Raw genomic sequence first — 26,465 nt, forward strand, 5'->3', positions numbered from 1 at the left:
AGCTGGTCGGCCAACGAGGTGAACGCCACAGCCGGCTCCCATCGCCGCAGGTCACTTTGATCGACAATCGCTCGGCGGCGGCCGAACGCTAGGGCCGCCGTCCAACTGCGACGGAGTGCCCGCGGGCGGCGGTGATACATGTCCTGAAGGCGTCTTTCGGGGCGTTGAGCGTCCCGAACGACGCCTTCAGGGCACCGGCCCCCAAGGGACATGTGTCACCGGTGGTCGTTGACCGGGGTGGGGGGCTGGCGAAAGGTCGGCTCATGGCTATCGGCACACCGTCGAGCACCGGGGCGACCGGGGACCCGACCATGGTGGCGCGGGAGCGGCCCTGGCTCGTGCTCGCCATTCTCTGCCTGGGCTTCTTCATGATCCTGCTGGACACCACGATCGTGAACATCGCGCTGCCCGCGCTGACCACCGGGCTCGGCGCGTCGCTCGACCAGGTGCTGTGGATCGTCAACGCATACACGCTCGTCTACGCCGGGCTGCTGATCACCGGCGGGCGGCTCGGCGACCTGCTCGGGGCGAAGCGGCTGTTCCTGATCGGGCTCGTCGTGTTCACCGCCGCGTCGGCGCTGTGCGGGTTCGCCGGCACGCCCGGGCAGCTGATCGCGGCGCGCGCCCTGCAGGGTGTCGGCGGCGCGCTGCTCACCCCGCAGACCCTGGCCATCCTCACGGTGAGCTTCCCGCCCAACCGCCGCGGCGCCGCATACGGCATCTGGGGCGCGGTCGCCGGCCTGGCCACGATCGCCGGGCCGGTGTTCGGCGGCTGGCTGGTGTCCGCGTTCGGCTGGCGGTGGATCTTCTACGTGAACCTGCCGATCGGCATCGCCGTGCTGGTGCTGGGGTTGCGGTACCTGCCGGACCTGCGCTTCAACCGCAAGCACCGGCTGGACTGGCGCGGCACGCTGCTGGTCTCGGCCGCCCTGTTCCTGATCTGCTTCGGACTCATCGAGGGGCCGTCACACCGCTGGGGCACGGTGTGGGGGCCGGTGAGCATCCCGGTGTTCCTCGCCGCCGGCGTGATCGTGCTGCTGCTGTTCGTCTGGCAGCAACGCCAGCACCGGGACCGCGAGCCGCTGATCCCGTCGGGCATCTACGCCGACCGCAACTTCGCGGTGATGAGCGGCGTGATCGCGGCGATCTCGTTCGGCATGCTCGGGCTGTTCCTGCCGCTGGTGATCTTCCTGCAGTCGGTGCTCGGCCTGGACGCCCTGCATGCCGGGCTGGCGCTGGCCCCGATGTCGCTGGCCTCGATCTTCAGCGCCCCGGTCGGCGGCCGGCTCGCCGACCGCTACGGCGGCAAGGACGCGCTCATCGCCGGCCTGCTGCTGTGGGCCGGCGGGATCGGCCTGGTGCTGCAGGTGACCCGGCTCTACATCAACCGCACCGAGCTGATCATCGGCCTGGTCGTCGCCGGCCTCGGCCTCGGGCTGACCTTCGCCCCGCTGCAGAGCATCGCCATGCGCAACGTCGTCCCGAACGTCGCCTCCTCCGCCGCCGGCCTGATCAACACCTCCCGGCAGATGGGCGCGCTGCTGGGTTCCGCGGTCACCGGCGCCGTGCTGCAGACCCAGCTCGCCGCCCGCCTCGGCTCGTCCGCCCGGGAAAACGTCCAATCCCTCCCCGACCATTTCCACAAATGGCTCATCGAAGGCTTCGAAAAAGCCGCCGCGACCGGCCGGGATTTGGCGGTCGGCGTCGGCCAGACCGGCGCCCACCTCCCGGCCGACCTGCCCGCCTCGGTCCGTCCCGCGATCGAGCAGGTCGCCTCCAAGACCTTTTACGACGCTTACATCCCGACCATGCGCATCACCCTGATCATCCCGGTCGCCGTGCTCGTCCTGGCGCTGATCGGCGCCCTGTTCGCCCGGTCGCAGCAGCGCACCGCCGCTCCCGCGGAAACCGTGCCGGGAGCCGCTGAATAGCCGACCCGCCCCGCGCATTCTTCGGTACCGTGGACAGCCCAGGAGGCGGACGCCGAGTCATTGAGCGCGGCACAGCTGCACCTGATCGGCAAGAACGAGCCGTCGGTACTGACCGACGCCGAACGGCTCGGTGCCGCGCTGCCCGAGGCGACGCTCATCCTCCACTTCGCGGAGCAGCCCCGGCGCGCAAGGTGAGCAGGCTGATCTCGCTCGGCGCGAAGATCCGCAGCGGCGGGCCCCAGAAGCCGGCGCCGGCGCTGGTGTAGAGCTGGGTGCGGGCGCCATGCCGGGACAGGCCGCGCACCGCCGGCTGGTCGACCCGGACCAGGTAGTGGAACGGCCAGATCTGCCCGCCGTGGGTGTGCCCGGAGACCTGCAGGTCCACGCCGGCGTCCGCGGCCGCCGCAACCTGCCGCGGCTGGTGGGCGACCAGCAGCACGGGCAGGTCCGGGTCGGCGCCGGCGAGCGCCGCCGCCAGATCGGCGCCGTGACCGTCCACTCCGGACCTGCGCGCGGTGGCGTCGTCCACGCCGGCGAGCACCAGCCGGTCACCACCCCGGGACAGCACCACGTGCCGGTTGTGCAACGACACCCAGCCCAGCCCGGTCAGGTGGTCCAGCCACGCCTGCGCCTCGCCGAAGTACTCGTGGTTCCCGGTCACGCACCCCTGCGCCAGCCGCGCGCGCACCGTCCCCAGCGGCGCCGCCTGCGCCTGCCGCCGCGCCACGCTCCCGTCGGCGATGTCCCCGGCGTGGCACACGATGTCGGCGTCCAGGTCATTGACCGCGTCCGCCACCCCGGCCGACCACCGCGCCCGGTCGATCGGCCCGAAGTGCGTGTCGGCCAGCACGACGACCTTCGTCCCGTCCAGCCCCGCCCCCAGCCGCGGCAGCCACACCTCCACCGCCCGCACCCGCGGCACTCGCATCGCCTCGGCGTACCCCCACACCACCAGCACCGCCACCGCGGCGACCACCCCGACCGCCGTGATCCGCGACCGCGCCGGGTCCGCCACGCCCAGCAGCGCGAGCCCGACCCGAGCCAGCAGGCCCAGCACCGACCACGTGAACAGCACCCACACCACGCCGAGCAGCGTGTCCCCGACCCGCGCGGCCAGGTCCGACCCGCGCCGTCCGTGCCCACGCATCATCAACCACGGCAACCCCAGCGCCGCCGCCGCCAACAGCACGGTGCCCGCCACGACCACCGGCACCGGCCACTCCGGCCCCGCCACGATCAAGGTCCACCACGGCACCCCGAACAGCAGCACCAGCGCGGTCCACACCACCCCCAGGAACGCCCCGCGCCGCCGCGCCCGCACCGGCTCCTCGGTCCGCGTCATCCGGCCACCGTACCGCGGGGCCGGACGGCACCCGCTCAACCGGCGGTGAGCCGGGCCGCCAGAACCAGGGCGGCGGCCAGCAGCCCGCAACCGGCGGCGATCCAGAAGTCGCGACGCCGCGGCAGCAGGCGGGGGCGGCGCCACATCGCCCGTGCCCCGTAGATGGCCGCGAGCGTGCCGGCGAAGGTCAGCACCCCGGTGCTCACCGCACCGAGCACGGAGAACGGAACGTACAGCGCGTGCCCGGACGCCCAGATGAACACGGCGCCGAGGATCACGCCGCCGATCGCCAACCCGCCCAGCCCCTGGGTGCCTTCGATGATCGAGTCCTCGACCTCGTCATCCGGAAGGTCGTCGCCGCGGGAGATCCGGCGGAGCGTTCGACGGTGTAGCGCGAGATCCTCGGCGCTGTACCTGGAGAAAAGCAGGATCGCGCAGGGAAGGAAGCGGGCGGTCACGACCAGACCGAGGTCGGCCCGACCACCCATGTCCTTCTCCCTGTGCCGTGCCGACGTCACTAGCAGCGCCAATGGTTCTTGCACATGCCGTAACCGTAGAGGCCGACGTCGGCGGCGACGAGCCGCCTGTCCCGCCGGTCCCACTTGCGCCAGATCTTGGTCGAGCGGGTGATCTTCCGGCCGAACTTGTGCACCGCGTTCCTGGCCATCTGCCTCGGATTGGCCGCACGCGCGCCGCGCGCCGCCTTGTACACCTTGGTCGCCGCCTTGACCGCGCGCGCCGCCTTGTAAGCCCTGGCGGCGACCCCGATCCCGGGCACGGCGGCGAGCGCTCCGAAATAGTCTCCCTGGGTAAGGCTCCAGACGGCCGAGACGACGTTGACCGCGATGGCGATCGGGGCGAGCACCGGGACGAAGACCGCCGCGACCGTCAGCACGACGGCAGCCGTGCTGAGGACGTCGCTGATGATCGGGGCCGCCTTCTTGAGCCAGGACCACCAGTTGCCGTCGAGGTCGGTCTTGTTGACCGGATCGCCGACCACGTAGTCGTAGTCGTTCGCGGAGCCACCCTCCACCGGATCCACGGACAGGAACCGGCCGAGGAGCGGGCTGTACGGGCGGGCACCCATCTGGACCAGCGACAGCGCCCCGGCGTGCTCGTACGGGCGCTGGTGCTCGCCGAGCCAGCCGTTGTCGAACGCACCCGGCTGGTTGTCCGGGACCGCGTCCGGGTCGACCGCACCGGTTGGGGTGAGGGGCTCGCCGAACGGCGTGTACGTCCGGAGCGCGCCGACCTGGTGTCCACTGTGGTCGGTGGTCAGCGACAGGTCGCCCCGCACCGTGGGATGGTCCCAGGTGGGCAGGGTCGTGCCGGTGCTGAGCACGGTGTAGAGCACCTGGCCGGGCAGGCTGATGCTGCGGGAGACGACCCGCTGGTTGGCGGCGAGGGTGAGATCAGCGCCGTCGCCGCTGCCGGTGTAGCCGTACAGCACGGTGGCGGTCGAGTCGCCGGTGGACGCGTCGCGGCGGACGATGCGGTTTGTCGCATCGCGGGTGTAGGTGATGTCGGCGGGATCGGTGCCGGTGACCCGGGCCGCGATGTTGCGGTCCACGCCGTCCCAGCCCAGCGTGACGGTGGCGGCACCGGCGACGTATCCGGTGGTGTTGCCGTGGCCGTCGTAGCCGACGCCGGACACCGCGTCGGCGCCGGTGGTGCTCAGCAGCCGGTCGGTGGTGTCGTAGCAGTAGCCGGTGTCGGCCGTGCCCGCCGAGGTCTGGTCGAGCAGGTGGACCCGGTTGGTGTTCACGCCGGCGTTGGCCACCGTGCCGGAGGGGCAACCGGCAGGCGCGGCCGAGGTGAAGTCGTAGGTGTAGTGGTGGCCGGTCACCCACGCCTCGGTCAGCCGGCCCACCGCGTCGTAGACGTAGTTGGGTGCGGCCGGGCGGGCGTCGACCCCGCCGAGGGTCTCGTCGGTGATGGTGCCCGCGCGGGTCCGGCTCACCTGGGACATGACCTGGACGTTGTCGCTGGTCTGCCAGGTCAGCGAGGTGATCTCACCGGCGTCGTTGCGGCCGATGGCGGACAGCGCCGTGCCGTTGCCATAGGTGACCGAGGCGAGCTCGCCCGCGGTGCCGTAGCCGGCCGTGGCCAGCACCGCGGTGCCGAGCTTCTGGGTGAGGCGGCGGCCGGCGTCGTCGTAGGTGTAGGCCGTCACCTGCGGCGGGTCGGCCGCGTTGGGCGGGGTGACGGTCTCCGACTGGATGCGGCCGGCCTGGTCGTAGCTCGTGTCGGTGCGCACACCGTAGACGTCGGTGTAGGCGACCACCCGGCTGAGCAGGTCGACCCGGGTGGTGATGGTGCCGCGGTCGTCGGTGACCGAGGTGGTCAGCGGGTCGCCGCCGACCGCGAAGTTGTTGGTCACCACGCGGCCCGGGCCGCCCGGGATGTTCTGCTGCGTCACCCGGTCCCGTGCGTCGTAGAAGTAGCAGGTCCAGTCGCCGCCGACGGATTTGGCGAGCACCCGCCCGGAGGCGTCGTAGATCTGCTCCTCCACCCGGGCGGTGCCGGCGGCCGGGGTCGGCGCGACCGTGCGCTTGGCCAGGCCGCCCTGGTTGACCGCCGGGGTGTTGCCGGCGACGCATCCGGTGCCGCGCGCCTCGGTGTCGCCGTAGTACTCGGTGACGGTCTGCGCGCCGGACGGCATGGTCCTGGTGGTGCTGCGGAGGTATCCGGAGCCGGGCGTCTCGTACCCGGTGCGCCCGGTCAGCTGCGCCCCACCCGATCCGGCCACGGAGGACGTGGCGACGCCGTACACCGGGTCAAGCCCGCTGTCGTTGTAACGGGTCGAGCCGACCCGGTCGGGCACCCCGCTGGACTCCGAGGTCACCGTCGAGGTGGTCAGCCCGTAGCGGGGGTGGAGGTACTGGCCGGGGATGTTCTCCTCGGCCATGCCGGGCCGCGCCCAGTTCAGGTGCAACGCCCCGGAGGCGGCGTTGTTGAAGTAGTCGATCCGGATCCGGTGGATGGCCCCGGCCGTGGTGTTGGGGTAGCTGCCGGTGACCTTGGTGGGCGGTTGGTCGGCCCAGCCGTTCACCACGAGCGCGTCGTCGATCCAGATCCGGATGCCGTCGTCGGACCAGGGCACGATCTGGTAGGTGCCGGCGTCGGGCATCTGCACCTCTCCGGTCAACCGCACGGAGAAGCCGCTGGCCGGGATGCCCGGCGCGGGGGCGGTGGTGCCGTCCCAGTTGACGACCATCCGGCCGGTCGGGTCACCGAAGCCGGTGGCGTAGACCTTGGGCGCGCCGGTGAGTCCGGTGTTGTCGTAGTAGGCGACGGACAACCCCGGCATGCCCTCGTCGTAGTTGGTGTGCTGGTGCGGCACGGTGTTCACGCACGCGGCGGTGGGGAGTTGGCCGCTGAAGCAGGCCGCGGGCGCCGGGCCGTAGTTGTCCGTGGGCCGGTCGGCGTAATCGTAGACCGTGGCGGACACCCGGCCGGCCGCGTCGGTGGACGTCAGATGCTGGTCCTTGACGCTCCAGGTGTGCGACGTGGTCCGGCCGGTCGCGTCCGTCGTGGACAACAGGCGGTAGGCGTCGTCATAGGTCACCCTGGAGAAGAACCCGGTGGCCGGACTGAGCCCGTCGGCGTCCACGAAGGTCTGATGGTTGGCCGGGTCGAAGCGGTAGGTGTGCCGGGGCCTCGGCTGCCCGGGAGCGGGTTCCGGCGCGGTGGTCCGGAAGCCGTGGACCCGGCCGTTCAGCGTGGTGTACCCGACCGTGGTGTAGGTGCCGATGGTGTTGCGGTTCGCCGGGTCCACGGCGGCCCAGTCGACGGCGAGGGGGTCGCGGACAGCGGTGACCAGACCGCCCGCGTCGTAGAGGTAGTCGGCCTCCTCGGAGCCGGGGTCCTCGATCCGGGCCAGCCGGCCGCTGGTGTACCACAGCCGGGTCTCGGTGCCGTCCCAGTAGCTGATCCGGCACAGCATCTGTGCCGGGGCGAGGGCGTCGGCGCCGGCCGGTGGGGTGGTGCCGCCGTAGCAGTCGTCGCCGGACCGGTTGTAGTGCAGCACGTGCGAGCGCTGCGAGACGGGGTCGCGGATCTCGCGCAGCCGGGACGGGGTGCCGTCGTAGAGGTTCTGCAGCGCGGCGGGGTGCCGGGAGTCCACCGCGGTGGACTGGGTTTCCAGCTTTCCGTCGGAGCGGAACACGAACACGTCGGTGCCCTCGGTCAGGGTGACCCGGCCGGTCGTGTCGATGGAGAGGGTGCCGTCCTCGCCGTCCGGCGGGGTGTAGCCGCCGGTGCTCTTCTTCGTCCAGGTGTGCTTGGCGCCGGTGCCGTCGGTGAGCACGATGGTCTGGTCGGCCACGGTGGCCTGGGTGTACGTCGAGCCGGAGCCGTCCAGGTCGGCGGAGAGCGTCCAGCCCTGGGGCAGTGGCGGTGTGTCGGTCGGGTAGAGCCAGTCGGCCGGGACGATCTGCGACGGCACCGTGGTGTCATCGGTGGTGTGCACGAACAGGCGCAGGTAGGCCCAGCCGGTCTGCTCGGCCAGCTCGACCTTGATCGGCACCCGCTGGCCCGCGGTGAGGGCGACGCCGGTGGACTGGGTCCAGTTCACCTCGCTGCAGCAGCCGACGTTGTACACCGGGTTGTTGTCGACCCAGATCTTGAGCATGTCGTCGTGCACGCCGGCGAACTGGTAGGTGCCGGTGGCCGGCGCCTGGAAGTAACCCTCCCAGCGCACCACGAAGAAGTCGGCCTCCAGGGCGGCCGCGAACGGCGAGGTGTTGCCCCAGTCCACGTTGACCTGCGGCTCGGTGCGCACCAGCGCGGGCTGCTGGGCGTCGCTGATGCTCCCGTTGTGCGCGAGGTCGGCGAAGTAGGAGGCGCGCAGGCCTTTCTGGTCCTGCTGCTGGGAGTTGTAGGTCAGCGTGACGCCCGCGGAGCCGCCGACGGTGGTGAACGTGGGCATGCTCGAGGTGGTGGTCACGTTGCCGTTGGCCAGGTTCACCGAGACCGGCCCGAGCGCGTCGACCGGTGCCGGGCCGCGGTCGCCGACCCGTTGGTCGATCTTGAAGTGGCCGACGTAGGGCTGGGTGACCGTGGTGATCCCGCTGTGCGCGCTGGCCAGCCAGGTGTAGGCGACACCGTCCTGAAGCACCCCGGGCGGAGCCGTCCAGTTAGGACTCGACTGGCAGCCGGAGTCCACCACCACACCGGACTTGCCGTCGGCACCGGTGGCCACCTTGAAGCAGTAGGTGACCGGGTCACCGTCCGGATCGGACACCGGGTTCACCGACAGTGTCGGGGTCAGCGTGGTCTGCACGCTGTTGTCCGGCGGGGCGGTCTGGATCGGCGCGGGCGGCGCGGAACCCGTGTCCAGGGACAGGGTCGCGTACATGCTCTTGTACGACCACACGTCCGGCTGCTCGTTGCCGACCAGCATGAACCACGGGCTGATGTTGCCGGCGCTGACCCACGGGCGCAGGTAGTCGGCGAGCCGGGTGTCGGTGAACGTGCCGACCTGGCCGACCAGCGCGCCGCCGAGATACTCGCCCACACCGTTGAAGCTGAACGCGGTCGCGTGGTAGAGGTCGGCGTTGTAGGTCCGGTCCACGGTTGCCGGAGCGCGGGTACTGCTCACGTCCAGCTTGGCCGACACGACGTTCTGGCCCTGCAGGGACGCGTAGTTGAAGTGGATGACGCTGCGCCAGACGAACCCGCGATCCAGCGGGTTGCCGAACCGGATGTCGCAGAAGTTGCAGGAGAACCCGTCGGACTTGTAGTTGATCGCCCCGTCGGCGGCGAAGGAGAAGGTCGGGTCCACCCCGACCGGGTAGACCCGCTTCGGGTCGCGCAGCCACGCCTCGTCGACCGAGACCGTGAGCACCCACCCGTCCGCGGCCTTCTCCAGCTGGTAGCGGCCACCGGTCACGGCTGGCGGGCGGTCCGCGGTGCCGCTGGAGTCCCAGGCCTCGATCGGCGGCATCCCGAACACCGCGGCGCCGGTCGCGTCGATGAAGGCCACCTCACCGCTGCCGGTCAGGCGCGGGGTCAGGCCCGTTGTCCCCAACCGGAACCGCCACGATGCCGGGCCCGGCTTCCGCAACCGGATGGTCTCCTTCACCGAGCCGGGTGTCACGTCGTAGTTCAGGTCGGTGTCCGGCCGCACCTCGGCGTAGCCGACCGTCGATCCGTCCACCGTGGCCGGTTTGCCCGCGGCCTGCTCGAGGCCCAACCAGGCACGTTTTCCTTCCACCTCAACGGAGACCAGGGCTGGGTCATCACCGCGGGCGCCCAGCGAGGGGTTCAGCGGATGCCGGTTCACCCGCACCCGACCCGAGTTCCGGTCCGTCGACAGGCCCGTGTCGACCGGCTGCCAGACCCCCGCCGAAAGCTTCACGTTCAGCGGAGCTGTGGACTGCTGCCAGGTGCGCGTCCCGTCCGGGTTCGCGTACTCCGTGGCGAACGTCGACCGGGACACCGGTCGCGACCGCCGAGCGTCGAAGTGGCTGGCCGCGCCGGCCAGCGGGGTGAAGTCCGCGCCCGGGTTCGCCGGGGCGCCGGCCCGCGGTGCGGGCGGCGGGCTCGGCAGCAGCGGCACGGTCCGCGGGTCCACCGCCGTGCCGCGCGATGGTGCGGCGGCCGCGGGTGTGACCGTCACCTCCACAGTGGACAGCAGCAGGCCCAGCACCGCGAAGAGCACGGTGAGCCGGACCGAGCGCGCGCGAATACGACGACGGAAGGCAATCACCGAAACCCCCAGTAGGTCTCAGCGCGGACCCCGACAACCCGCGTCCACAATGAACCGCGGTCCACGATTGACGCCTTAGCCGCCGTTTGTCACTCCGCCAAACGGGCGAACTGGGGTGTCAGCGGGCGGCGACGGCGAGACGGTAGAAGGCGTAGCCGCTGGCATGGGTGAGCCCGGTGCGGGCGCGGTAGTCGTCGGCGCCGAGATCCTCCCGCAGCGTGAGCCCGAACTGCCGCAGGTACGCGGGAAGGTCCTCCGGATACAGGCCGAACGTCCATGGTTCGTTGAGATGACGGACATTCGCGAGCATCTTCGCGCCGCCGGCGAAGGGGACGGTGCCGTCCAGGAGTCCCTTGTGGATGTAGGTGAACGCCACGGTGCTGCCCGCCGCGGCGTCGCCGATCCAGGCGAGGACCTCCTTGACCGCCTCCTCGGTGAGGTAGTTGGTGACGCCCTCCCAGAGGAAGCAGGTGGTTTCCGCCGGGTTCCAGCCGGCGGCGCTGAGGCGGCCGGAGACGCTGTCCCGGAGGAAGTCGACGGGTACGTAGTGGACGCCGTCGCGGGTACCACCGATCAGGGTTTGCTTCTCCGCCTGGGTTTCCGGCCGGTCCACTTCGAACACGTCGACCGCGGCGAGCTCCGGGAGCCGGTGCGCGCGGCAGTCGAAGCCGGCGCCGAGGATGACCAGCTGGGTGGTGCCGGCGGCGACGGCGGTGCGGACCACGTCGTCGAGGATCTTCGTGCGCCCGACGGCGCTGGTGCGGGCGCCCGGCGCGCGGTGGTCGGCGTAGCGGCGGACGAGCGCGTGCACGGCGGTGTGCCGGGCGGCGCGGACGGTGCGGGCCAGCGCGGGGGGCAGGAACCGGATGGCGAACGGATCCTGGAACAGCGGCGCCCGCCGGCGCTCGACCGTTTCCAGCGCGCGGTAGAGCGCGACGTAGCGCGCGGTTCGGCTGGCGGCCATGGTGATCAGGCTACGCTGCGACATCGACGGGTTCGTGGCGGAGCACACGGCCGAGTGGAACCGGCTGGGATGAGCTCGCAATGGCGCTGGCCAGTGTCGCCCACGCTGACTACCGGATCACCTTGGCACCTTGCGAAGTCCGGGTTCTAATTGAGAGTGCATGCATGACCAACCATGTGTACACAGTCACTTCGTCAAGGAAGGTAGACATGCTGACTCATGAGGCATCGGCTGTTTGGCATGGCCCGCTTTCGTCCGGACGCGAAAGCATGCATTTGGGCAGCGGCGCTTACGACGGACCGTACTTCTATCTGAAGAGGCTTAGGGCTGTACTTGGGATACGGAGAAAGTGCCTGGAACGCACAACGTGCTCAACATCCTTAAACGCGGAGGCAGGGATGAAACTCTTCGTTACACCGTTATTTATCGCAAAATTTACCTTTGTGTGCATGGCTGTTGGTTTCATTGCGGCCAAACTCATATGGGTGTGGCTCCGTTGGAGGGAGTTGCTCGTCGTTGCCCCTCGTGTCGTCGGGCGTGTTGCCAGGGATGTGAGTTCGGCCGGGCCGTGGCTGGTGAGGCAGGTGGGATCGATGTGACTATTGGGCGGTCGACACATGCCCTGAAGGTGGCCTTCAGGACGCTCAACGTCCTGAAGGCCGCCTTCAGGGCATTGGTCAACGCCCCACCGGTCCCACCAGCCACCCCAGACCCGATCACCCCGATCACGATGGACAACTCCCTCCAAAGGAGCCACACCCAACTCATATGAGGTCGGCAGGATCTGGCGGCCGAACTCGGCCCTGATCACCCACCTGCGGGCGCAGGTGGGTGACGGCCGCATGTCAGACCACAGCGGGACATGGCCACGCGATGCACGACGTCGACGGCGCCGGGCGCTGGACGTCAGCGGGGTTGGTGACGGTCGCATGGGAGACGGGTTTGCCCGGTCGGATCGAGGTAGGCCGGGTCTGCGTGAATGTCAGCTCGCGGACCTCGCACGGCTAGGTGCAGATCCACGTCGATCGCGGGCCGCAGTATCACGCCGAATGTCAGGATTCTGCTCCACGAGGGAAAACCGGGCCCGTCGGGAGGGCGGCGAGGAGGCCAGCCGGGGGCGGGCGAGGGCCCATCAGCGGAGCACAGGCATGGCGTCGACCATGCCGCCCGGGGTGACGTCCTCCCACTCGGCATCGGCGGATTGCTCCACTCGGTAGAGGCGCTGTTGTGATCACGGCGAACCCTGGGGACCAGCAACCCGGATCATCACGCCGTGCGCCGAGGGCTACCCCGGGAGGACCCGTTCACCGGCTCGCCCACAGGGTGTGGGTCTCCAATGATCGCGAGGGCGTCGCGGCCACCACGCAGGGTCACTGGGCGAAGCTCGCCGGCGGCGGAAGGGAGCGGTCTACCACGACAACCGGGTAGAAGTGTCCCTAGTGGACTAATGGAGAGGTGGCCGGCCGGCGGCGCGGGCCAGGTCGAGGTCCATGCGTTCGCGGCGCATGCGCTGGTCGGTGTAGACAAGCACGGTTACCGCGGCGGCGAACGGCTCGGTGAGGGTGCCGGCGACGATCGCGCCTAGCGTGCCGAGCGCGAGGTTGTCGCCGACCTGGAACGGGAACGAGAGGACCACGCCGACCACCAGCGCGATGAGCGCGGCGAGCAGCTGGATGCCGAAGACGCGCCACCAGCTTCCCCGGACCAGCGTGCGGGACCGGCCGAACGCGCGAGCCACCGGGGCGTTCTCGAGCATGAGTGCCGGGGTGGCGAACGAGAACAGGATGTAGAGCCAGAGCGCGACCGGGATCGCCACCAGGATCACCAGGACCGACAGCGACGACCCGGCCAGGGTCAGCCCGTAGATCACCACGGCGGCACCGACGGTGATCGCCGGGTAGATCAGGCTCACCGCGAGCAGGGCGAGCAGCCGCGGCCGCACCCGGGCCCACAACTCGCCGCGTTCCAGCGGCTGACCCAGCACCGCCTTGCCGATCACGATGGTGAGCAGGCCGGCCAGCAGCACCCGGGACGGCAACGCGATCAGCGCGGAGATGCCGTCGTAGGCCACCCGCACCTGCAGGAACCGGTTCACCTCCGCGGGCGGCGAGCTCGGGGTGATGGCAGCGGTGTCCCGGAGGTTGTCCAGCAACGGGTACGTGGCCACACTGATCAGCACCTGGCTCACCAGCACCACGATCGCCGCCACGCCGAGCATGTGCACCGGATGCCGCCGGATGGTCGCCAGCGCTCCGTCCAGGATCTCGCCCACCCGCAGCGGGCGCAGCGCGATCACACCCGGCTTGACCTGGCCCGACCCGCCCGGCATCGCGCTCCCTGGGAATCTCCTTGATGACAAGGACATCCTGCCAGACGGCATAACTGGTTTGTCCGGTTAGCCACAGGGGTGAGCTGCGCGCGGCGTGGCTCACCGGAGGCGGCAGAACGCGCCCATAGGATGCGGCCGAGATTGTCGGGACGACAAGGAGTTAGGTCGCTATGTCGACATTGCAGCCTTCGGAACGGGAGCTGAGCCTCTCACCACGCGCCGCCTCCGACGACGACGAAGCCCTCGACGACATCCCCACCAACGGTTCCGCCCCGACCGGCCGCCCGCGCCGGCACATCCCCGAGCCACCCCTGCTCAACGGCCACGGCCCGGCCCAGGTGCTGGCCCTGTGCAACCAGAAAGGCGGCGTCGGCAAGACCACCTCCACGATCAACCTCGGCGCCGCGCTGACCGAGTTCGGCCGCCGCGTGCTGCTGGTCGACTTCGATCCGCAGGGCGCGCTGTCCGTCGGCCTCGGCATCCCCGCGCACCAGCTCGAGCAGACCATCTACAACGTGCTCATCGAGCGCTCCATCGGCATCCACGACGTGGTCATCCCCACCTGCGTGGAGGGCATGGACCTGCTGCCCAGCAACATCGACCTGTCCGCGGCCGAGGTCCAGCTGGTGTCCGAGGTCGGCCGGGAGCACACCCTGGTCCGCACGATCCGGCCGGTGATCGCCGACTACGACTACGTGCTGATCGACTGCCAGCCCTCGCTCGGCCTGCTCACCGTCAACGCGCTGGCCGCCGCGGACGGCGTGCTGATCCCGCTGGAGTGCGAGTTCTTCAGCCTGCGCGGGGTGGCCCTGCTGATCGACACGATCGAGAAGGTGCGCGAGCGGCTCAACCCCAAGCTCGACATCACCGGCATCCTGGCCACCATGTTCGACCCGCGCACGGTGCACAACCGGGAGGTCATGGCCCGCGTGGTGGAGGCGTTCGGGGACACCGTGTTCGACACCGTGATCAACCGGACGGTCCGGTTCCCGGAGACCACCGTGGCCGGCGAGCCGATCACCAAGTGGGCGCCGCGGTCGGCGGGTGCCAAGGCGTACCGGCAGCTGGCCCGAGAAGTGATCGCCAGGTGACCCGACGCACCTCGCTGCCGGGCGCAGCGGAGCTGTTCCGCTCGACCGTCGCACCGGCCCACGCTGCCGAGGACAACGGTGACGACTGGTTCGGCGGTCCTCAGCAAGCCCGGACCCACCGGGCGAGATCCGCCACCCCGCGCCGGGGCTCACCACGCCAGAAGCACGACTCCAAGATCACCGTCTACGTCTCCGACGAGGAGCTGCTGGCGCTCGAGCACTCCCGGCTCGCCCTGCGCGCGAGCCACGGCCTGGCCGTCGACCGCGGCCGCGTCGTCCGCGAGGCCGTCGCGATCATGCTCGCCGACCTCGAGGAGAACGGCGAGAACTCGATGCTGGTGCGGCGCCTGCGGCAGGATGCTTCATAGTGGAGGTTGTGGTTCCATCGCCCGAGGTCGCGATCCCGGAGGGCTCGGGCCGGTTCACGGTCAAGCTCGCCAACTTCGAGGGGCCGTTCGACCTGCTGCTGCAGCTGATCTCGCAGCACCAGCTGGACGTCACCGAGGTGGCGCTGCACCGGGTCACCGACGACTTCATCGCGCACATCCGGGCCATGGGCGACGACTGGAACCTCGACGAGACCACCGAGTTCCTCGTGGTCGCGGCCACGCTGCTGGACCTGAAGGCGGCCAAGCTCCTGCCCTCCGCCGACGTGGAGGACGAGGACGACCTGGCCCTGCTCGAGGCGCGCGACCTGCTGTTCGCCCGGCTGCTGCAGTACCGGGCGTACAAGCAGGTGGCGGCGCTGTTCGGGGAGCTGGAGGCCGGGGCGCTGCGCCGCTACCCGCGCTCGGTGGCGCTGGAGGAGCGGTACGCCGCGCTGCTGCCCGAGGTGATGCTGGGGGTGGACGCGAAGGCGTTCGCCGAGATCGCCGCGGCGGTGTTCCGGCCCAAGCCGCCGCCGACGATCTCACTGGACCACCTGCACGCCGCGAAGGTGTCGGTGCGCGAGCAGGCGGCGCTCCTCCGGGTGCGGCTGGCCTCGGCCGGCGCGGCGACGTTCGCCGAGCTGGTCGCCGACTGCGCGCACACGGTGCAGGTGGTGGCCCGGTTCCTGGCCCTGCTCGACCTGTACAAAGAGGCCGTGATCGCCTTCCAGCAGGTCGACGCGCTCGGTGAGTTGCACGTGCGGTGGACCGGCGGCAGCGTGGAGGATGCGACGGCCGCGGCCAACGCCGACCGGGCCAGTACCGACGAGGAGGAGTACGGGTGACCGCACCCGACCAACAAACCCGCGAGTTCGACGCTCCAGCAACCGAGTTCGACGCTCGGGACGAGAACGGCGAGGCGCCGGACGCCGAGGCCGACCCGCTCGACTCGCCGGAGGAGTCCGAGCTGCCGGGCGAGGTCGCCATGGCCGCCGACTCGGAGCTGCCCGACGTCACCGCGGACGCCGACCTCGAGGCCGCCCTGGAGGCGCTGCTCCTCGTCGTCGACTCGCCCGCGGAGGAGGAGCTGCTGGCCACCGCCGTCGGCGTGCCCCAGGAGCGGATCACCGAGACGCTGCACCGGATGGCGACCGCCTACGCCGAGGCGCAGCGCGGCATCGACCTCAGACACGTCGGCGGCGGCTGGCGGTTCTACACCCGGGACCGGTTCGCGCCGTTCGTGGAGAAGCTGCTGCTGGACGGCCAGCGCTCCCGGCTCACCAGGGCCGCGCTGGAGACGCTCGCGGTGATCGCCTACCGGCAGCCGGTGACCCGCCAGCGGGTGGCCGCCGTGCGCGGGGTCAATGTGGACGGTGTGATCCGCACCCTGCTCGCCCGCGGGCTGATCGAGGAGACCGGCACCGACCGCGACACCGGCGGAATCCTGTACCGCACCACCGAACTGTTCCTCGAGCGCATCGGCCTGTCCTCTTTGGACGAACTGCCGCCGATCGCCCCCCTGCTGCCCGAAGTGGACTCCATCGATGACGTCTGAGGCACCCGAAGGAATACGGCTGCAGAAGGTCCTGGCGAAAGCCGGGGTCGGCTCGCGGCGGGCGGCCGAGGAGCTGATCGCCAAGGGCCGGGTCAGCGTGGACGGCGAGGTGGTCACCGAGTTCGGCCGCCGGGTCGACCCGCGGAGCGTGGTCATCCACGTGGACGGGGTCCGGGTCAACGTCCGCGAGGACCTCGTCTACCTGGCGCTGAACAAGCCGCGCGGGGTGCACACCACGATGGCCGACGAGCGCGGCCGCCCGTGCGTCGGCGACTACCTGCGCGGCCGGCGGGAGCGCCTGTTCCACGTCGGCCGGCTGGATGCGGAGACCGAGGGTCTGCTGCTGCTCACCAACGACGGCGACCTGGCGCACCGCCTGATGCACCCGTCCTACCTGGTGCTCAAGACCTACCTGGCCGAGGTGGCCGGCACCATCCCGCGCGGCATCGGCCGCCGGCTGCGGGACGGGGTCGAGCTGGACGACGGCATGGCCACCGTGGACTCGTTCCGCGTGGTGGACAGCCTCCCCGGCCGCACCCTGGTCGAGGTCGTGCTGCACGAGGGCCGCAAGCACATCGTGCGCCGCCTGCTCGCCGAGGTCGGCCACCCCGTGCAGAAGCTCGTCCGCACCCGGGTCGGCGACGTCCACCTCGGCGACCAGCGCTCCGGCAGCCTGCGCCCGCTCACCAGCGCCGAGATCGGCTCGCTCTACGCCACCGTCGGGCTATAGCAGCGCGGTGACCCGCCGCAGGTCCGCCGGCGTCGCCGGAACCTGCAGGACGAGCAGCAGGTCGGGGTGCTCGACCGGGCGCAGCTGGAACAGGTCCAGGGCGATCCGCCCGGCGTCCGGATGGTCGATCCCGATCGTCGCCGCCCTGAACTCCCGAACCGGGTACTCCGGCCACCACCGGCGGAACTCGGGGCTCGCCTCGGTCAGCGCGGAAACCAACTCCACGAACCGGGGATCGTCCGGGCGCTGCCCGACCGCGGCCCGGAACTGGCTGAGCACCGCACGGGCGGCCGGCTCCCAGTGCACCATCCGGGCGCGGTTCGCCGCGCTGGTGAACATCATCCACAGCAGGTTGCGCCGCCCGTCCGGCAGCGCCGCCGGGTCGTGCCGCAGCCGCGCGTACGTCGAATTCCAGGCCACGAAGTCGAAATGCCGGTCGTACACCGGCGCCGCGTTCGGCGCCGCGGCGTCCACCAGCCGCCGCAATCGCGGCGCGACCTCTCCTTGGCGTACCTCGGTTTCCGCCCGCTGGACGGCGAGCCCGGCGAGCGCCCGCAGGTGCCGGTGCTCGTCCGGCCCGAGCCGGAACGTGCGCGCCAGCGCGTCGACCATCTGCGCGGACACCGCGATCTTCCGGCCCTGCTCCAGCCAGGTGTACCAGGTGACCGAAACCCCGGACAGCTCCGCCACTTCCTCGCGCCGCAGCCCCGGCGTGCGCCGCCGAACCCCCGCGGGCAGGCCGACATCCGCCGGTCGCAGCCGGGCCCGTTGCGTTCCACCGAACGGTGCGGATGGCAGGTGGATTGTGGCTGGGTGGCGTCACGGTCCCCTGAGGTTCCCTTGGCCGGGCCAAGACCTACACGATGATCCACGAACCAGGTCTTGGTTTCGGACCGGTTCTCGAGGGGTGATCGGGCACGATAGTGCGTCATGGGTGCCTGGGTTCGGCCGGTCCGGCGGGGCTGGGTGGTCCGGGACGAGGTGCCGGGCCCGGACGTGGACGAGTTCGCCGAGCCGGAGCGGGTGGTCGCGGCGCTGGCCGAGGGCCAGGCGGCGCGGCGGACGCTGCTGGCCGTGCAGCACCCGCACCGCACCCCGGACGCGCGGGCCGCGGGCCTGGGGCTGACCGACGCGCTGCCGATCGCCCGCTCGGTGCTGTCGGTGTTGCTGCGCACGGCATACCGCCCGGTCGAGGACGTCGTCGCGGCGTACGCGGTGGACGGTCCGGACGGGTCGGCCACCGGCCTGCTGTGCCTGGTGGATCCGGCCGCGGTCGGGCCGGGCGGGCGGCGCCGGGTGCGGCACACCGAGGAGGTCTACCCGGACGTCGTGGCCGAGCGGGCCGAGGTGCTGGCCGGGCTCGGTTCTCTGACCAGCGCCGCGCTGCTGGTGCCGGTGACCGACACCGACCGGCTGACCCCGACGGTGCGCGACGTCATCGACGGCGCCGGCCCGGCCGCTGTGTCCACTGTGGACTCCGGTGGACGCCGGCACCGGCTCTGGCTGCTGGGGCCCGGCCCCGACCGGGAGCACCTGCTCGCGCTGGCCGCGTCGGCGCCGCTGCTGGTGGCCGACGGCAACCACCGGGTCGCGGCCGCCGCGACGGCCGGGCTGGACGGCATGCTCGCGCTGGTCACCGCCGGCCCGGACCTGCGCATCGGGGCGTTCCACCGGGTGCTCACCGGGACCGGGCTGGACGCCGGCGCGTTGACCACCAGCTGGCACCGGGCCGGGCTGGAGATCCGGGACGCATCCGTGGACGCCGTCCCCGTACCTGGACAGGTGCTCGTGCGCTGTCCCGGTGGCACGTTCGTGGTCGAGCTTCCGCCACCGGACGCCGGTCAGCCGGTGCCCCGCATCGACCACGCCGTGGTGGAGAACCTCTTGCTGGACAAGGTGCTCGGCATCGACCCCGAGGGCCCGCGGGTGAGACCGCTGCCCGCCGGCCGGCAGCCGTCCACATCCGTGGACGCCGTCCTCGAGCTCGCCCCGGTGCCGCTGGCCGACGTGCTCGCGGTGCACCGTGCGGGCCTGCGGATGCCCCGCAAGAGCACGTTCTTCACCCCCAAGCCGCGCAGCGGTCTGCTGCTCGCCGAACTCCCGCCGCGCGGTCTACATTCGACCAATGACTGATCGAACGAAGTTCATCCTGGACGAGTCGGACATGCCGACCACCTGGTACAACATCGTGCCCGACCTGCCGGCGCCCCCACCGCCGCCGCTGCACCCCGGCACCGGGCAACCGGTCGGTCCGGAGGATCTGGCCCCGCTGTTCCCGCAGGCGCTGATCCTGCAGGAGGTGTCCGGCGATCGTCATGTCGACATCCCCGGCGAGGTGCTCGACGTCTACCGGCTCTGGCGGCCCTCGCCGCTGTTCCGCGCCCGCCGGCTGGAGCGCGCGCTGGGCACGCCGGCCCGGATCTACTACAAGTACGAGGGCGTGAGCCCGGTCGGCTCGCACAAGCCGAACACCGCGGTGCCACAGGCGTTCTACAACGCGGCCGAGGGCGTCGCCAAGCTCACCACGGAGACCGGCGCCGGGCAGTGGGGGAGCGCGCTCTCCTTTGCCTGCGCGGTGTTCGGGCTGCAGTGCGAGGTGTGGCAGGTGCGCGCCTCGTACGACCAGAAGCCGTACCGCAAGATCATGATGGAGACCTACGGCGCCACCGTGCACCCCAGCCCGTCCGACCTCACCAACTCCGGCCGGGCGGTGCTGGCCGAGCACCCGGACTCCACCGGCAGCCTGGGCATCGCGATCAGCGAGGCGGTCGAGGTGGCCGCCGGCGACCCGAACGCCCGCTACGCGCTGGGTAGCGTGCTCAACCACGTGCTGATGCACCAGACGATCATCGGCGAGGAGGCGCTGCTGCAGTTCGAGCAGGCCGGCGACACCCCGGATGTGATCGTCGGCTGCACCGGCGGCGGCTCCAACTTCGGCGGCCTGGTCTTCCCGTTCCTCCGCGAGAAGCTGGCCGGCCGGATCAGCCCGACGATCCGCGCGGTGGAGCCGGCGGCCTGCCCGTCGTTCACCCGCGGCGTCTACGCCTACGACTTCGGCGACACCGCCGGGCTCACCCCGCTGCTCAAGATGCACACGCTCGGCCACGGGTTCATCCCGGACCCGATCCACGCCGGCGGGCTGCGCTACCACGGCATGTCGCCACTGCTGTCGCACATCGTCGAGCTCGGCCTGGTCGAGGCCGTGGCCATCGCGCAGAACGAGTGCTTCGCCGCGGGCGTGCGGTTCGCCCGGTCCGAGGGCATCCTGCCCGCTCCGGAGCCCACTCACGCGCTCGCCGAGTGCATCCGGGAAGCCTTGCGCTGCAAGGAAACCGGCGAGGAGAAGGTGATCCTCACGGCGCTGTGCGGGCACGCCCACCTGGACCTGCCGGCCTACGCCAGCTACCTGGCCGGCGAGATGGTCGACCGTCAGCTCAGCGAGGCGGAGGTGGAGCAGGCCCTCAAGGACCTCCCGGCCATGGCCTGAGGCGCTGCCCTTAGGGGCAGGATTTGTATCGAACCGAAGTGATCGCGACTCCTCCAGGCAGGGGTGCCCGCGGCGGGCACCAGCGACCCGGTAGGGATGTCATGTCGCGACGCATCGGCAGCTGGTGGATCACGGACTTCGTCGACGGTGCCAGCTTCACCGCGGGCCGGGACGGCGTGGCCGCGCTGGTGATGTCCAGCCACGGGTCGCCGTCCGGCTTCGCGGTGTCGGACGGCTACGTGTCCACCGACGACGCCGTGGACTTCGGCAAGAGCGACCTCGAGGTGTTCGCCTCGCACGCGTGCGGACTCCTCGAGCACACCCCGGACAACTCGGCCGGCCGGTGGATCCCGGCGTTCGAGCGGCTGCACTACCTGCTCGGCTTCCACGACGACTCCTACTACTCGGGCTCCAGCCACGATCCGCGCGGCTCGCTGCCGGCCGCGTACTCGGCCTGGCTGCACTACTCGTTCTTCGGCGCGTTCGACATGCCGGTGCGCGAGGCCTGGGCGGAGGCCAACGAGATCGTGGAGAGCGCCGACGTGCACTGGGCCTACCTGCGCGCGACCAGCCCGGAGGCCGACACCTACGACGAGCGGCTGCAGGCCGGGGAGCCACCCGCTCCCGCGGCCGGCCGCACGTTCTACACGGCCCGCGGCACCTGCTGACCCGATTGTGGGACACCATGAGCCTCTCGCTTGAGGGCATCGACTGGCGGGTCACGCCGCCGGAGATCCCCGACGAGTTACCCGTGGCCACCCTGGCCACACCGTCCTATGAGGAGCGTCTGCACGCGGTGCGGACGCTGCACGACCGGTTCACGCTCGGCGAGACGATCGAGCTGGACCTGCCCGAGGGCGTCGCGCACGCCGGGCGACGCGGCGAGGTCCAGTACTTCGCGGCCAGTGGCGCGGTCCGGGCGCGGGACACCGAGGTCTGCCGCGCGTTCCCGGACGAGCGCCGGCCCTGGACCGATGTTCTCGAGGTCGATGACGAAGGCGGACCCCGGTACGTGCTCGGCGAGCAGACCAGCTCGCTGCTGTTCCAGGACGCCGGCGAGCTGCTCCGGGCGGCCCGGCTGCTCCCGGACGGCCTCGGCGACGTGGACGTGGTGCTGGACCAGTGGGCACAGCTCGACGAGTCCGGCGCGGAGATCGACCGCGGGCCGGGCCGGGCGGTGGTCCGCGCGCCGTACTCGCTGGACGGCGTGCCGTTCATCGGGGCCGGCGCCAAGACCCGGCTGGCCTACGAGCCGGTCGGCGGCCGGCCGGTGCTGGCCCGGATGTTCCATGTGCACCGCCCGGTCGTCGACGTCCACAGTGTCCGGACCGGCGGCACCGAGCGGGCCCTCACCGGCCTGCTGCGTGATCCTTTTCTGGTGGAGCACCACCAGCGTGGTGCCTGCGTCGCGGTCACCGGCATCCAGGTCGGTCTGCTTGCACTGCCGGCCGTGGTGCCACAACACATCGCCGCGCCGGCCGTCGCGGTGCGCGGCGTGCTGGAGAACGTCCACGACGACCGGCGCGGCCCGATCGAGCTCCGGTTCGCCAGGTACTACCAGGCGGTCTCGGCGAAGTCCTTGCGTGCGGCCGGTTTCGCCGCCGCGCACATTCCCCATTAGAGAAAGGCCAGCCATGGCAACCGAGTTCAAGTTCGTTGTGGACGGTGTGGACCTGACCCAGGCGCAGCGCACCGAGATCGCCCAGGCCGTCGCGGCCGCGGGCAGCCTCGCGCTGAACAGAACTATCGCCAAGGACCTCGGCTCCTTCGAGGTCAACGGCATCAACCTGCGCAAGTGGGAGCTGATCGGCAGATACGTGCTGCTCGGCGACCGCGCCCAGGACCTGGGCGCGCAGGTGCAGGAACTGGTCAACAAGCAGCGGTGACCGAGAAGCTGACCTGCCCGAGCAGTGCGGGCGGACCGGGCGCCACCCTGCTGGGCATCCTCGGTCCGGGCGGGCGGGTGATCTTCACCCCGCACGGTCCGAAGGTCGACGACGCGTTGCGTGGTGAGCTGGCCGGTTCCGGCTCCGGTCCGCTGGAGGCCCGGTTCCGGTTCGCCGCGCCCTGCGTGCAGAGCTCCTGCGTGTTCTGGGACGGCTCCTGCCGGGCGACCGACGCGGCCCACGAGGACTTCGACGCGGCCGTGCCGTCCGGCACGGACTCCTTGCCGCAGTGCGGAATCCGGGAGTCCTGCCGGTGGTGGGCGCAGGAGGGTGCCGCCGCCTGCCGGGTCTGCCCCTACGTGCGCACAGCCTGACCGCGGAGCTTCTCGACGCACAACGAGGCGTTCGGTCCAATGCCCACGTCGCTCAGCCGGCGATAGTCCCGATCGGTCTCGAGATGCTCGCGGGCATAGAACGTACCGATGTCGTCGTACCGGCGGCCGGTCCGCCCATCGCGCAGGATCCAGGTCTTGTTGTACGAGAAGTTCGCCACTTTGCCGGCCATGGCGAAGTACACGGCGTCCAGCAGTTCTGACACGTTCGTGCTCTTGTCGACCGGCACTTCCGTCACGGGGGGCACGCCGTCGAACGTCGATACGTCGACCGTGATCGTGTCCGGGCGGGCGGCGATGCTCACCAGGTCCACGATCTCCTTGCGCTGCCGCTCGGTCGTGGCGTCAAGTCGTTCGAGATATGCCTCGAGGCGTTCCAGGGCATACGCGTAGGCGGATTCCTGGACTTTCCTGTTCCGCTTGTTGTTACGGTCCATCGCGTCCACGAAATCGTGCACACTGGTCGTGCTCGTGAACTCGCTTGGCGGGTAGAGCACCGAGTTGTTCAACCACAGCGTCAGGAAGAAGGCCACGAGCACCAGGATCGGGAAGGTTATGGCGAAGATCGCCAGCATCGCCTGTATCAGCCGGTCGCCTGAGTCGTGGCGAACCCCACCGCGACCTCGGAAAGCCCGAGAAACAACGAGATGACCCAGATCGGGCCGGCTACCTTCGGCACATTGTGGCTCGTAGCGCCTGTTTGCGTCATTTCGCGACCTCCTGCGGCCGCGAATTCTAGCCTGCCGGCTGGCGGCGCAGTCCGTCACGGAGCACCGCGAACACCACGTCGGTCAGGTGCGCGTCGCCGGGTTGCTGCTGCAGCGCCATGACCGTGCCGCTGAGCAGCGTCATCAGCTCGGACACGCCGAGGTCGCCGCGCACCGCGCCGGCCCGCTGCGCCCGGCCGAGCAGCTCGCCGCCGGCTTCCTGCAGTTGCTGCTTGGCGGCGAGAATCCGCCCGGCGTTGGCCAGGTCGGCCCCGAGGAGCGCGTCCACCAGGTCCTTCGACGAGGCCGCCCCGACGATCATGAGCCGCAGGAAGTCGAAGAACGCCGCGCCCGGATCCTCCGCCGTGGCAAGGGTTTTCGCGTGCCCGGCGAGCCGGGTGACCCGGTCCAGCATCACGGCCTCGAACAGCGCCTCCTTGGTCGGGAAGTGCCGGTAGACCGTGCCCGCGCCGACCCCGGCCCGCCGGGCGATCTCGTCCAGCGGCACGGCGATCCCCTCCAGCGCGAACGCCGCCGTGGCCGCGGCCAGCACCTTGGCGCGGTTGCGCTGGGCGTCCGCGCGCAGCGGCCGCTCGGTCATGCGCCACCCCGTTGACAACCGGGGCGCGCGTTCCGTATCGTTCGACTAACCGGGTTCATCGTTCCGATTATAGAGGAGAGGTCATGGCCAGGAGCCCCCGTGAGGTCGCCGAGTTGACCCGCCGCATCGTCGAGGGTGGGGACGGTCTGGTGTTCGCCGACCTGTTCGCCGAGGACGGCGTCATGGAGTACCCGTTCGGCATCCCCGGCATGCCGGTCGCGCTGGAGGGCCGGGTGGCGATCCGGGAGTGGTTCACGGCCCGTGCGGAGATGCGCGGACTGTTCGAGATGAAGGAGGTGACCTCCACCGTCTGGGAGACCGACGACCCCGAGGTGGTGATCACCGAGATCGTGCACCGCGGGCACTCCCGGGTTCTCGACGGCCCTTACGAGATGCGCGCGCTCGGCATCATCCGGGTGCGCGACGGCGAGATCGTCCGCTACCGGGACTTCATGAACCCGCTGACCCTGGCCCAGCTCACCGGCCGGATCCCGGACCTGGTCACCGCGCTCAACGCCGCCTGAGCTCGACGGTGAGTCCCTCCTCGGCGGCCAGAACCTCACCGGTGAACGACTCGCCGGCCAGCCGGACCGACTCGGCGCGGTCGATGCCCGGCCAGAAATGGGACAGCATCAACGTTTTCGCCCGCGCCCGCGCGGCCCACTCGCCGGCCTCGGTCGCGGCCAGCACCCCGCGCCGGGTCCCGGCCGGCGGCGGCACGTGCCGCGTCGCGTCCACGATGAACAGATCCGCCTCCGCGCCGAGCTCGGCCAGCGCCGGGTCGGGGACCGTGTCACCGGTGTAGGCCAGCACATAATCCGATGTCGACATCCGGACACCGGCATTCGGCACGAAGTGCGGCAACGGCACCGCGTCCAGCCGGAACGGTCCCACCTCGTAGCTGCCCGGCAACTCGTGGATGTCGAACACCTCGTCGAGCGTGCCCTCCGGCTCCAGCCCGCCGACCCGGGTCAGCACGCCCGGCGTGCAGTACAACGAAATCCGGTCCGTCAGGCCGCCGAAGTACCGCACCCGGAACAACCCGTTGAGGTCCACACAGTGATCACTGTGCTCGTGCGTGATCACCACCGCGTCCACCGCGCCGTCCGGGCAGTGCTCCAGGAGCCGGGGGAGCGTGCCGAACCCCAGGTCCAGCACCACCCGGTACCCGTCGTACTCCACCAGGAACCCGCTGCACGCCCGGCCCGCCTCGGGCCACGCCCCGCAGCTGCCCAGCACGGTCAGCCGCCGCATCACCGCCCCCGGAACAGGTGCCGCGCGATGATCTCCCGCTGGATCTCCGTCGCACCCTCATAGATCCGCGGCGCCCGCACCTCGCGGTACAGGTGCTCGAGCAGGTGCCCCCGCTCCAACGCCCGCGCCCCATGAACCTGGATCGCCGTGTCCACCGCGAACTGCGCCGTCTCCGTCGCGAACAACTTCGCCATCGCCGACAGATGCCCCGTCCGCCCCGCCCCCGAGTCATACGCCGTCGCCGCATCGTGCACCAGCAGCCGCGCCGCCTGCAGCCGCGCCGCCACCTCCGCCAACTGATGCGACACCGCCTGGAACTCGCTCAACCGCCGCCCGAACGCCACCCGCCCCGCCGCATGCGTCACCGCGGCATCCAGCGCTGCCTGCCCCATCCCCACCGCGAACGCCCCCACACTCGGCCGGAACAGATCCAACGTCCGCATCGCCACCCGCATCCCCCCGTCAACCTCCCCCAACACATGACTCTCCGGCACGAACACCCGGTCAAACCGCAACCGCCCAATCGGATGCGGCGACACCAAGGCGATCCGCTCGCCACTCAACCCCTCCGACGCCCGCGGCACCGCAAACGCCGTAATTCCCTTCGACCCCGCATCCGACGTCCGCGCAAACACGGAGTAAATGTCCGCATCCGGCGCATTAGAGATAAACGTCTTCTCCCCACTCAACCGAAACCCATCACCGTCCCGCTCCGCCCGCAGCGCCAACGACGCCACATCCGACCCAGCTTCCGGCTCCGTCAACGCGAACCCCGCCGCGACCTCCCCCGCAGCCACCCGCGGCACCCACTCCTGAATGACCTCAGTCCGCCCCGCCCGGACAATCGGATACGCCCCCAATCCCTGCACCGCCAACGCCGTCTCCGCCTCGGTGCAATACCGCGCCAACCCCTCCCTCACCAAACAAAGCTCCACCGCCGAAGTCGGCACAAACTCCCCACCACCCCCACGCCGAAACACCCGCCCCAACAACCCCCGCTCCGCCAGCGCCCCCAACAACTTCCGGTTGACGACACCCGGCTCCCCACCCGCCGCCACCCCCCGCAACTCCCGCCCAACCCCCTCCGCCCCCTCTAGCACACCCCACTGCTCTTCC

The 26,465-nt window shown here is 70.9% G+C and carries 24 protein-coding genes; 13 read left to right on the plus strand and 11 right to left on the minus strand.

All coding sequences use genetic code 11. The features are described 5' to 3' along the window. The first annotated feature begins 263 nt into the window (after positions 1 to 263). Positions 264 to 1,931, plus strand: coding sequence for an MFS transporter (locus tag VGR06_RS09035; RefSeq protein ID WP_327558529.1), 1,668 nt, complete (start codon positions 264 to 266; stop codon positions 1,929 to 1,931). A gap of 154 nt (positions 1,932 to 2,085) precedes the next feature. Here the strand turns inward: VGR06_RS09035 and VGR06_RS09040 are convergent, their stop codons facing one another. From VGR06_RS09040 to VGR06_RS09060, 5 genes are all read right to left on the minus strand, one after another. Then, positions 2,086 to 3,273: a metallophosphoesterase gene (locus tag VGR06_RS09040; protein ID WP_327558530.1), complete on the minus strand. Its 1,188-nt coding sequence runs from the start codon at positions 3,271 to 3,273 to the stop codon at positions 2,086 to 2,088. Positions 3,274 to 3,308: 35 nt separating this feature from the next. Continuing rightward, positions 3,309 to 3,761 carry a hypothetical protein gene (locus VGR06_RS09045; protein WP_327558531.1) on the minus strand — a complete coding sequence of 151 codons (453 nt, stop codon included), beginning with the start codon at positions 3,759 to 3,761 and terminating at the stop codon, positions 3,309 to 3,311. Positions 3,762 to 3,790: 29 nt separating this feature from the next. Further along, entirely contained in the window at positions 3,791 to 9,985 is a 6,195-nt protein-coding gene (locus VGR06_RS09050; protein ID WP_327558532.1) for a PA14 domain-containing protein, read from the minus strand. 118 nt (positions 9,986 to 10,103) lie between these two features. Next, positions 10,104 to 10,973 (minus strand): class I SAM-dependent methyltransferase, encoded by an 870-nt coding sequence (locus VGR06_RS09055; protein WP_327558533.1) that lies wholly within the window; start codon positions 10,971 to 10,973, stop codon positions 10,104 to 10,106. A 1,420-nt stretch (positions 10,974 to 12,393) separates the two neighbouring features. Next, positions 12,394 to 13,278, minus strand: a complete 885-nt coding sequence (locus VGR06_RS09060; protein WP_327558534.1) for a hypothetical protein — start codon at positions 13,276 to 13,278, stop codon at positions 12,394 to 12,396. 170 nt (positions 13,279 to 13,448) lie between these two features. On the opposite strand from VGR06_RS09060, the gene VGR06_RS09065 reads away from it, so the two are divergent. The 5 genes from VGR06_RS09065 to VGR06_RS09085 are packed head-to-tail and all read left to right on the plus strand — an operon-like array spanning position 13,449 to position 17,022. Continuing rightward, the gene (locus VGR06_RS09065; RefSeq protein ID WP_327558535.1) at positions 13,449 to 14,369 is read left to right on the plus strand and encodes a ParA family protein; all 921 of its coding nucleotides are present in this window, start codon (positions 13,449 to 13,451) and stop codon (positions 14,367 to 14,369) included. Next, complete coding sequence (locus VGR06_RS09070) at positions 14,366 to 14,737, plus strand: hypothetical protein (RefSeq protein WP_327558536.1); 372 nt, start codon at positions 14,366 to 14,368, stop codon at positions 14,735 to 14,737. Before VGR06_RS09065 ends, VGR06_RS09070 begins: the two co-directional genes overlap by 4 nt. Next, the gene (locus VGR06_RS09075) at positions 14,734 to 15,582 is read left to right on the plus strand and encodes a segregation and condensation protein A (RefSeq protein ID WP_414637205.1); all 849 of its coding nucleotides are present in this window, start codon (positions 14,734 to 14,736) and stop codon (positions 15,580 to 15,582) included. The genes VGR06_RS09070 and VGR06_RS09075 overlap by 4 nt, the downstream gene beginning before the upstream one ends. Further along, positions 15,579 to 16,292 (plus strand): SMC-Scp complex subunit ScpB, encoded by a 714-nt coding sequence (gene scpB / locus VGR06_RS09080; protein ID WP_327558538.1) that lies wholly within the window; start codon positions 15,579 to 15,581, stop codon positions 16,290 to 16,292. The genes VGR06_RS09075 and scpB overlap by 4 nt, the downstream gene beginning before the upstream one ends. Next, entirely contained in the window at positions 16,282 to 17,022 is a 741-nt protein-coding gene (locus tag VGR06_RS09085; protein ID WP_327558539.1) for a pseudouridine synthase, read from the plus strand. Before scpB ends, VGR06_RS09085 begins: the two co-directional genes overlap by 11 nt. On the opposite strand, the gene VGR06_RS09090 is transcribed toward VGR06_RS09085, so the two are convergent. Next, positions 17,017 to 17,826, minus strand: coding sequence for a helix-turn-helix transcriptional regulator (locus tag VGR06_RS09090; RefSeq protein WP_327558551.1), 810 nt, complete (start codon positions 17,824 to 17,826; stop codon positions 17,017 to 17,019). The two genes, VGR06_RS09085 and VGR06_RS09090, sit on opposite strands and share 6 nt — an antisense overlap. A gap of 126 nt (positions 17,827 to 17,952) precedes the next feature. Between VGR06_RS09090 and VGR06_RS09095 the strand changes: the two genes are divergently transcribed. From VGR06_RS09095 to VGR06_RS09120, 6 genes are all read left to right on the plus strand, one after another. After that, positions 17,953 to 19,155: a DUF1015 family protein gene (locus tag VGR06_RS09095; RefSeq protein WP_327558540.1), complete on the plus strand. Its 1,203-nt coding sequence runs from the start codon at positions 17,953 to 17,955 to the stop codon at positions 19,153 to 19,155. Further along, entirely contained in the window at positions 19,148 to 20,509 is a 1,362-nt protein-coding gene (locus VGR06_RS09100) for a TrpB-like pyridoxal phosphate-dependent enzyme (protein ID WP_327558541.1), read from the plus strand. The genes VGR06_RS09095 and VGR06_RS09100 overlap by 8 nt, the downstream gene beginning before the upstream one ends. Positions 20,510 to 20,610: 101 nt before the next feature. Then, positions 20,611 to 21,177, plus strand: coding sequence for a DUF6345 domain-containing protein (locus VGR06_RS09105; protein WP_327558542.1), 567 nt, complete (start codon positions 20,611 to 20,613; stop codon positions 21,175 to 21,177). A 17-nt stretch (positions 21,178 to 21,194) separates the two neighbouring features. Then, positions 21,195 to 22,130, plus strand: a complete 936-nt coding sequence (locus VGR06_RS09110; protein ID WP_327558543.1) for a hypothetical protein — start codon at positions 21,195 to 21,197, stop codon at positions 22,128 to 22,130. Between the two features lie 13 nt (positions 22,131 to 22,143). Next, positions 22,144 to 22,395 (plus strand): hypothetical protein, encoded by a 252-nt coding sequence (locus VGR06_RS09115; RefSeq protein ID WP_327558544.1) that lies wholly within the window; start codon positions 22,144 to 22,146, stop codon positions 22,393 to 22,395. Beyond that, entirely contained in the window at positions 22,392 to 22,769 is a 378-nt protein-coding gene (locus tag VGR06_RS09120; RefSeq protein WP_327558545.1) for a hypothetical protein, read from the plus strand. The genes VGR06_RS09115 and VGR06_RS09120 overlap by 4 nt, the downstream gene beginning before the upstream one ends. On the opposite strand, the gene VGR06_RS09125 is transcribed toward VGR06_RS09120, so the two are convergent. Genes VGR06_RS09125 through VGR06_RS09135 form a run of 3 tightly spaced genes read right to left on the minus strand, consistent with a single transcriptional unit; the run spans position 22,751 to position 24,095 of the window. Next, a complete protein-coding gene (locus VGR06_RS09125; RefSeq protein WP_327558546.1) occupies positions 22,751 to 23,362 on the minus strand; it encodes a hypothetical protein in 612 nt (203 codons plus the stop codon). The two genes, VGR06_RS09120 and VGR06_RS09125, sit on opposite strands and share 19 nt — an antisense overlap. An 8-nt stretch (positions 23,363 to 23,370) precedes the next feature. Continuing rightward, entirely contained in the window at positions 23,371 to 23,496 is a 126-nt protein-coding gene (locus VGR06_RS09130; RefSeq protein WP_327558547.1) for a hypothetical protein, read from the minus strand. A gap of 26 nt (positions 23,497 to 23,522) precedes the next feature. Beyond that, positions 23,523 to 24,095, minus strand: coding sequence for a helix-turn-helix domain-containing protein (locus VGR06_RS09135; RefSeq protein ID WP_327558548.1), 573 nt, complete (start codon positions 24,093 to 24,095; stop codon positions 23,523 to 23,525). Positions 24,096 to 24,178: 83 nt separating this feature from the next. Here VGR06_RS09135 and VGR06_RS09140 point away from each other — a divergent pair, with 83 nt between their 5' ends. Next, a complete protein-coding gene (locus VGR06_RS09140; protein ID WP_327558549.1) occupies positions 24,179 to 24,619 on the plus strand; it encodes a nuclear transport factor 2 family protein in 441 nt (146 codons plus the stop codon). Here VGR06_RS09140 and VGR06_RS09145 read toward each other — a convergent pair. Further along, on the minus strand, positions 24,606 to 25,349 hold the full coding sequence (locus VGR06_RS09145) for an MBL fold metallo-hydrolase (protein WP_327558550.1): 744 nt from the start codon (positions 25,347 to 25,349) through the stop codon (positions 24,606 to 24,608). The two genes, VGR06_RS09140 and VGR06_RS09145, sit on opposite strands and share 14 nt — an antisense overlap. Then, the gene (locus VGR06_RS09150) at positions 25,349 to 26,449 is read right to left on the minus strand and encodes an acyl-CoA dehydrogenase family protein (protein ID WP_414637206.1); all 1,101 of its coding nucleotides are present in this window, start codon (positions 26,447 to 26,449) and stop codon (positions 25,349 to 25,351) included. The genes VGR06_RS09145 and VGR06_RS09150 overlap by 1 nt, the downstream gene beginning before the upstream one ends. Positions 26,450 to 26,465: the final 16 nt, after the last annotated feature.

This window comes from Actinophytocola sp., from assembly GCF_036002505.1.
Taxonomy (GTDB): Bacteria; Actinomycetota; Actinomycetes; order Mycobacteriales; family Pseudonocardiaceae; genus DASYTH01.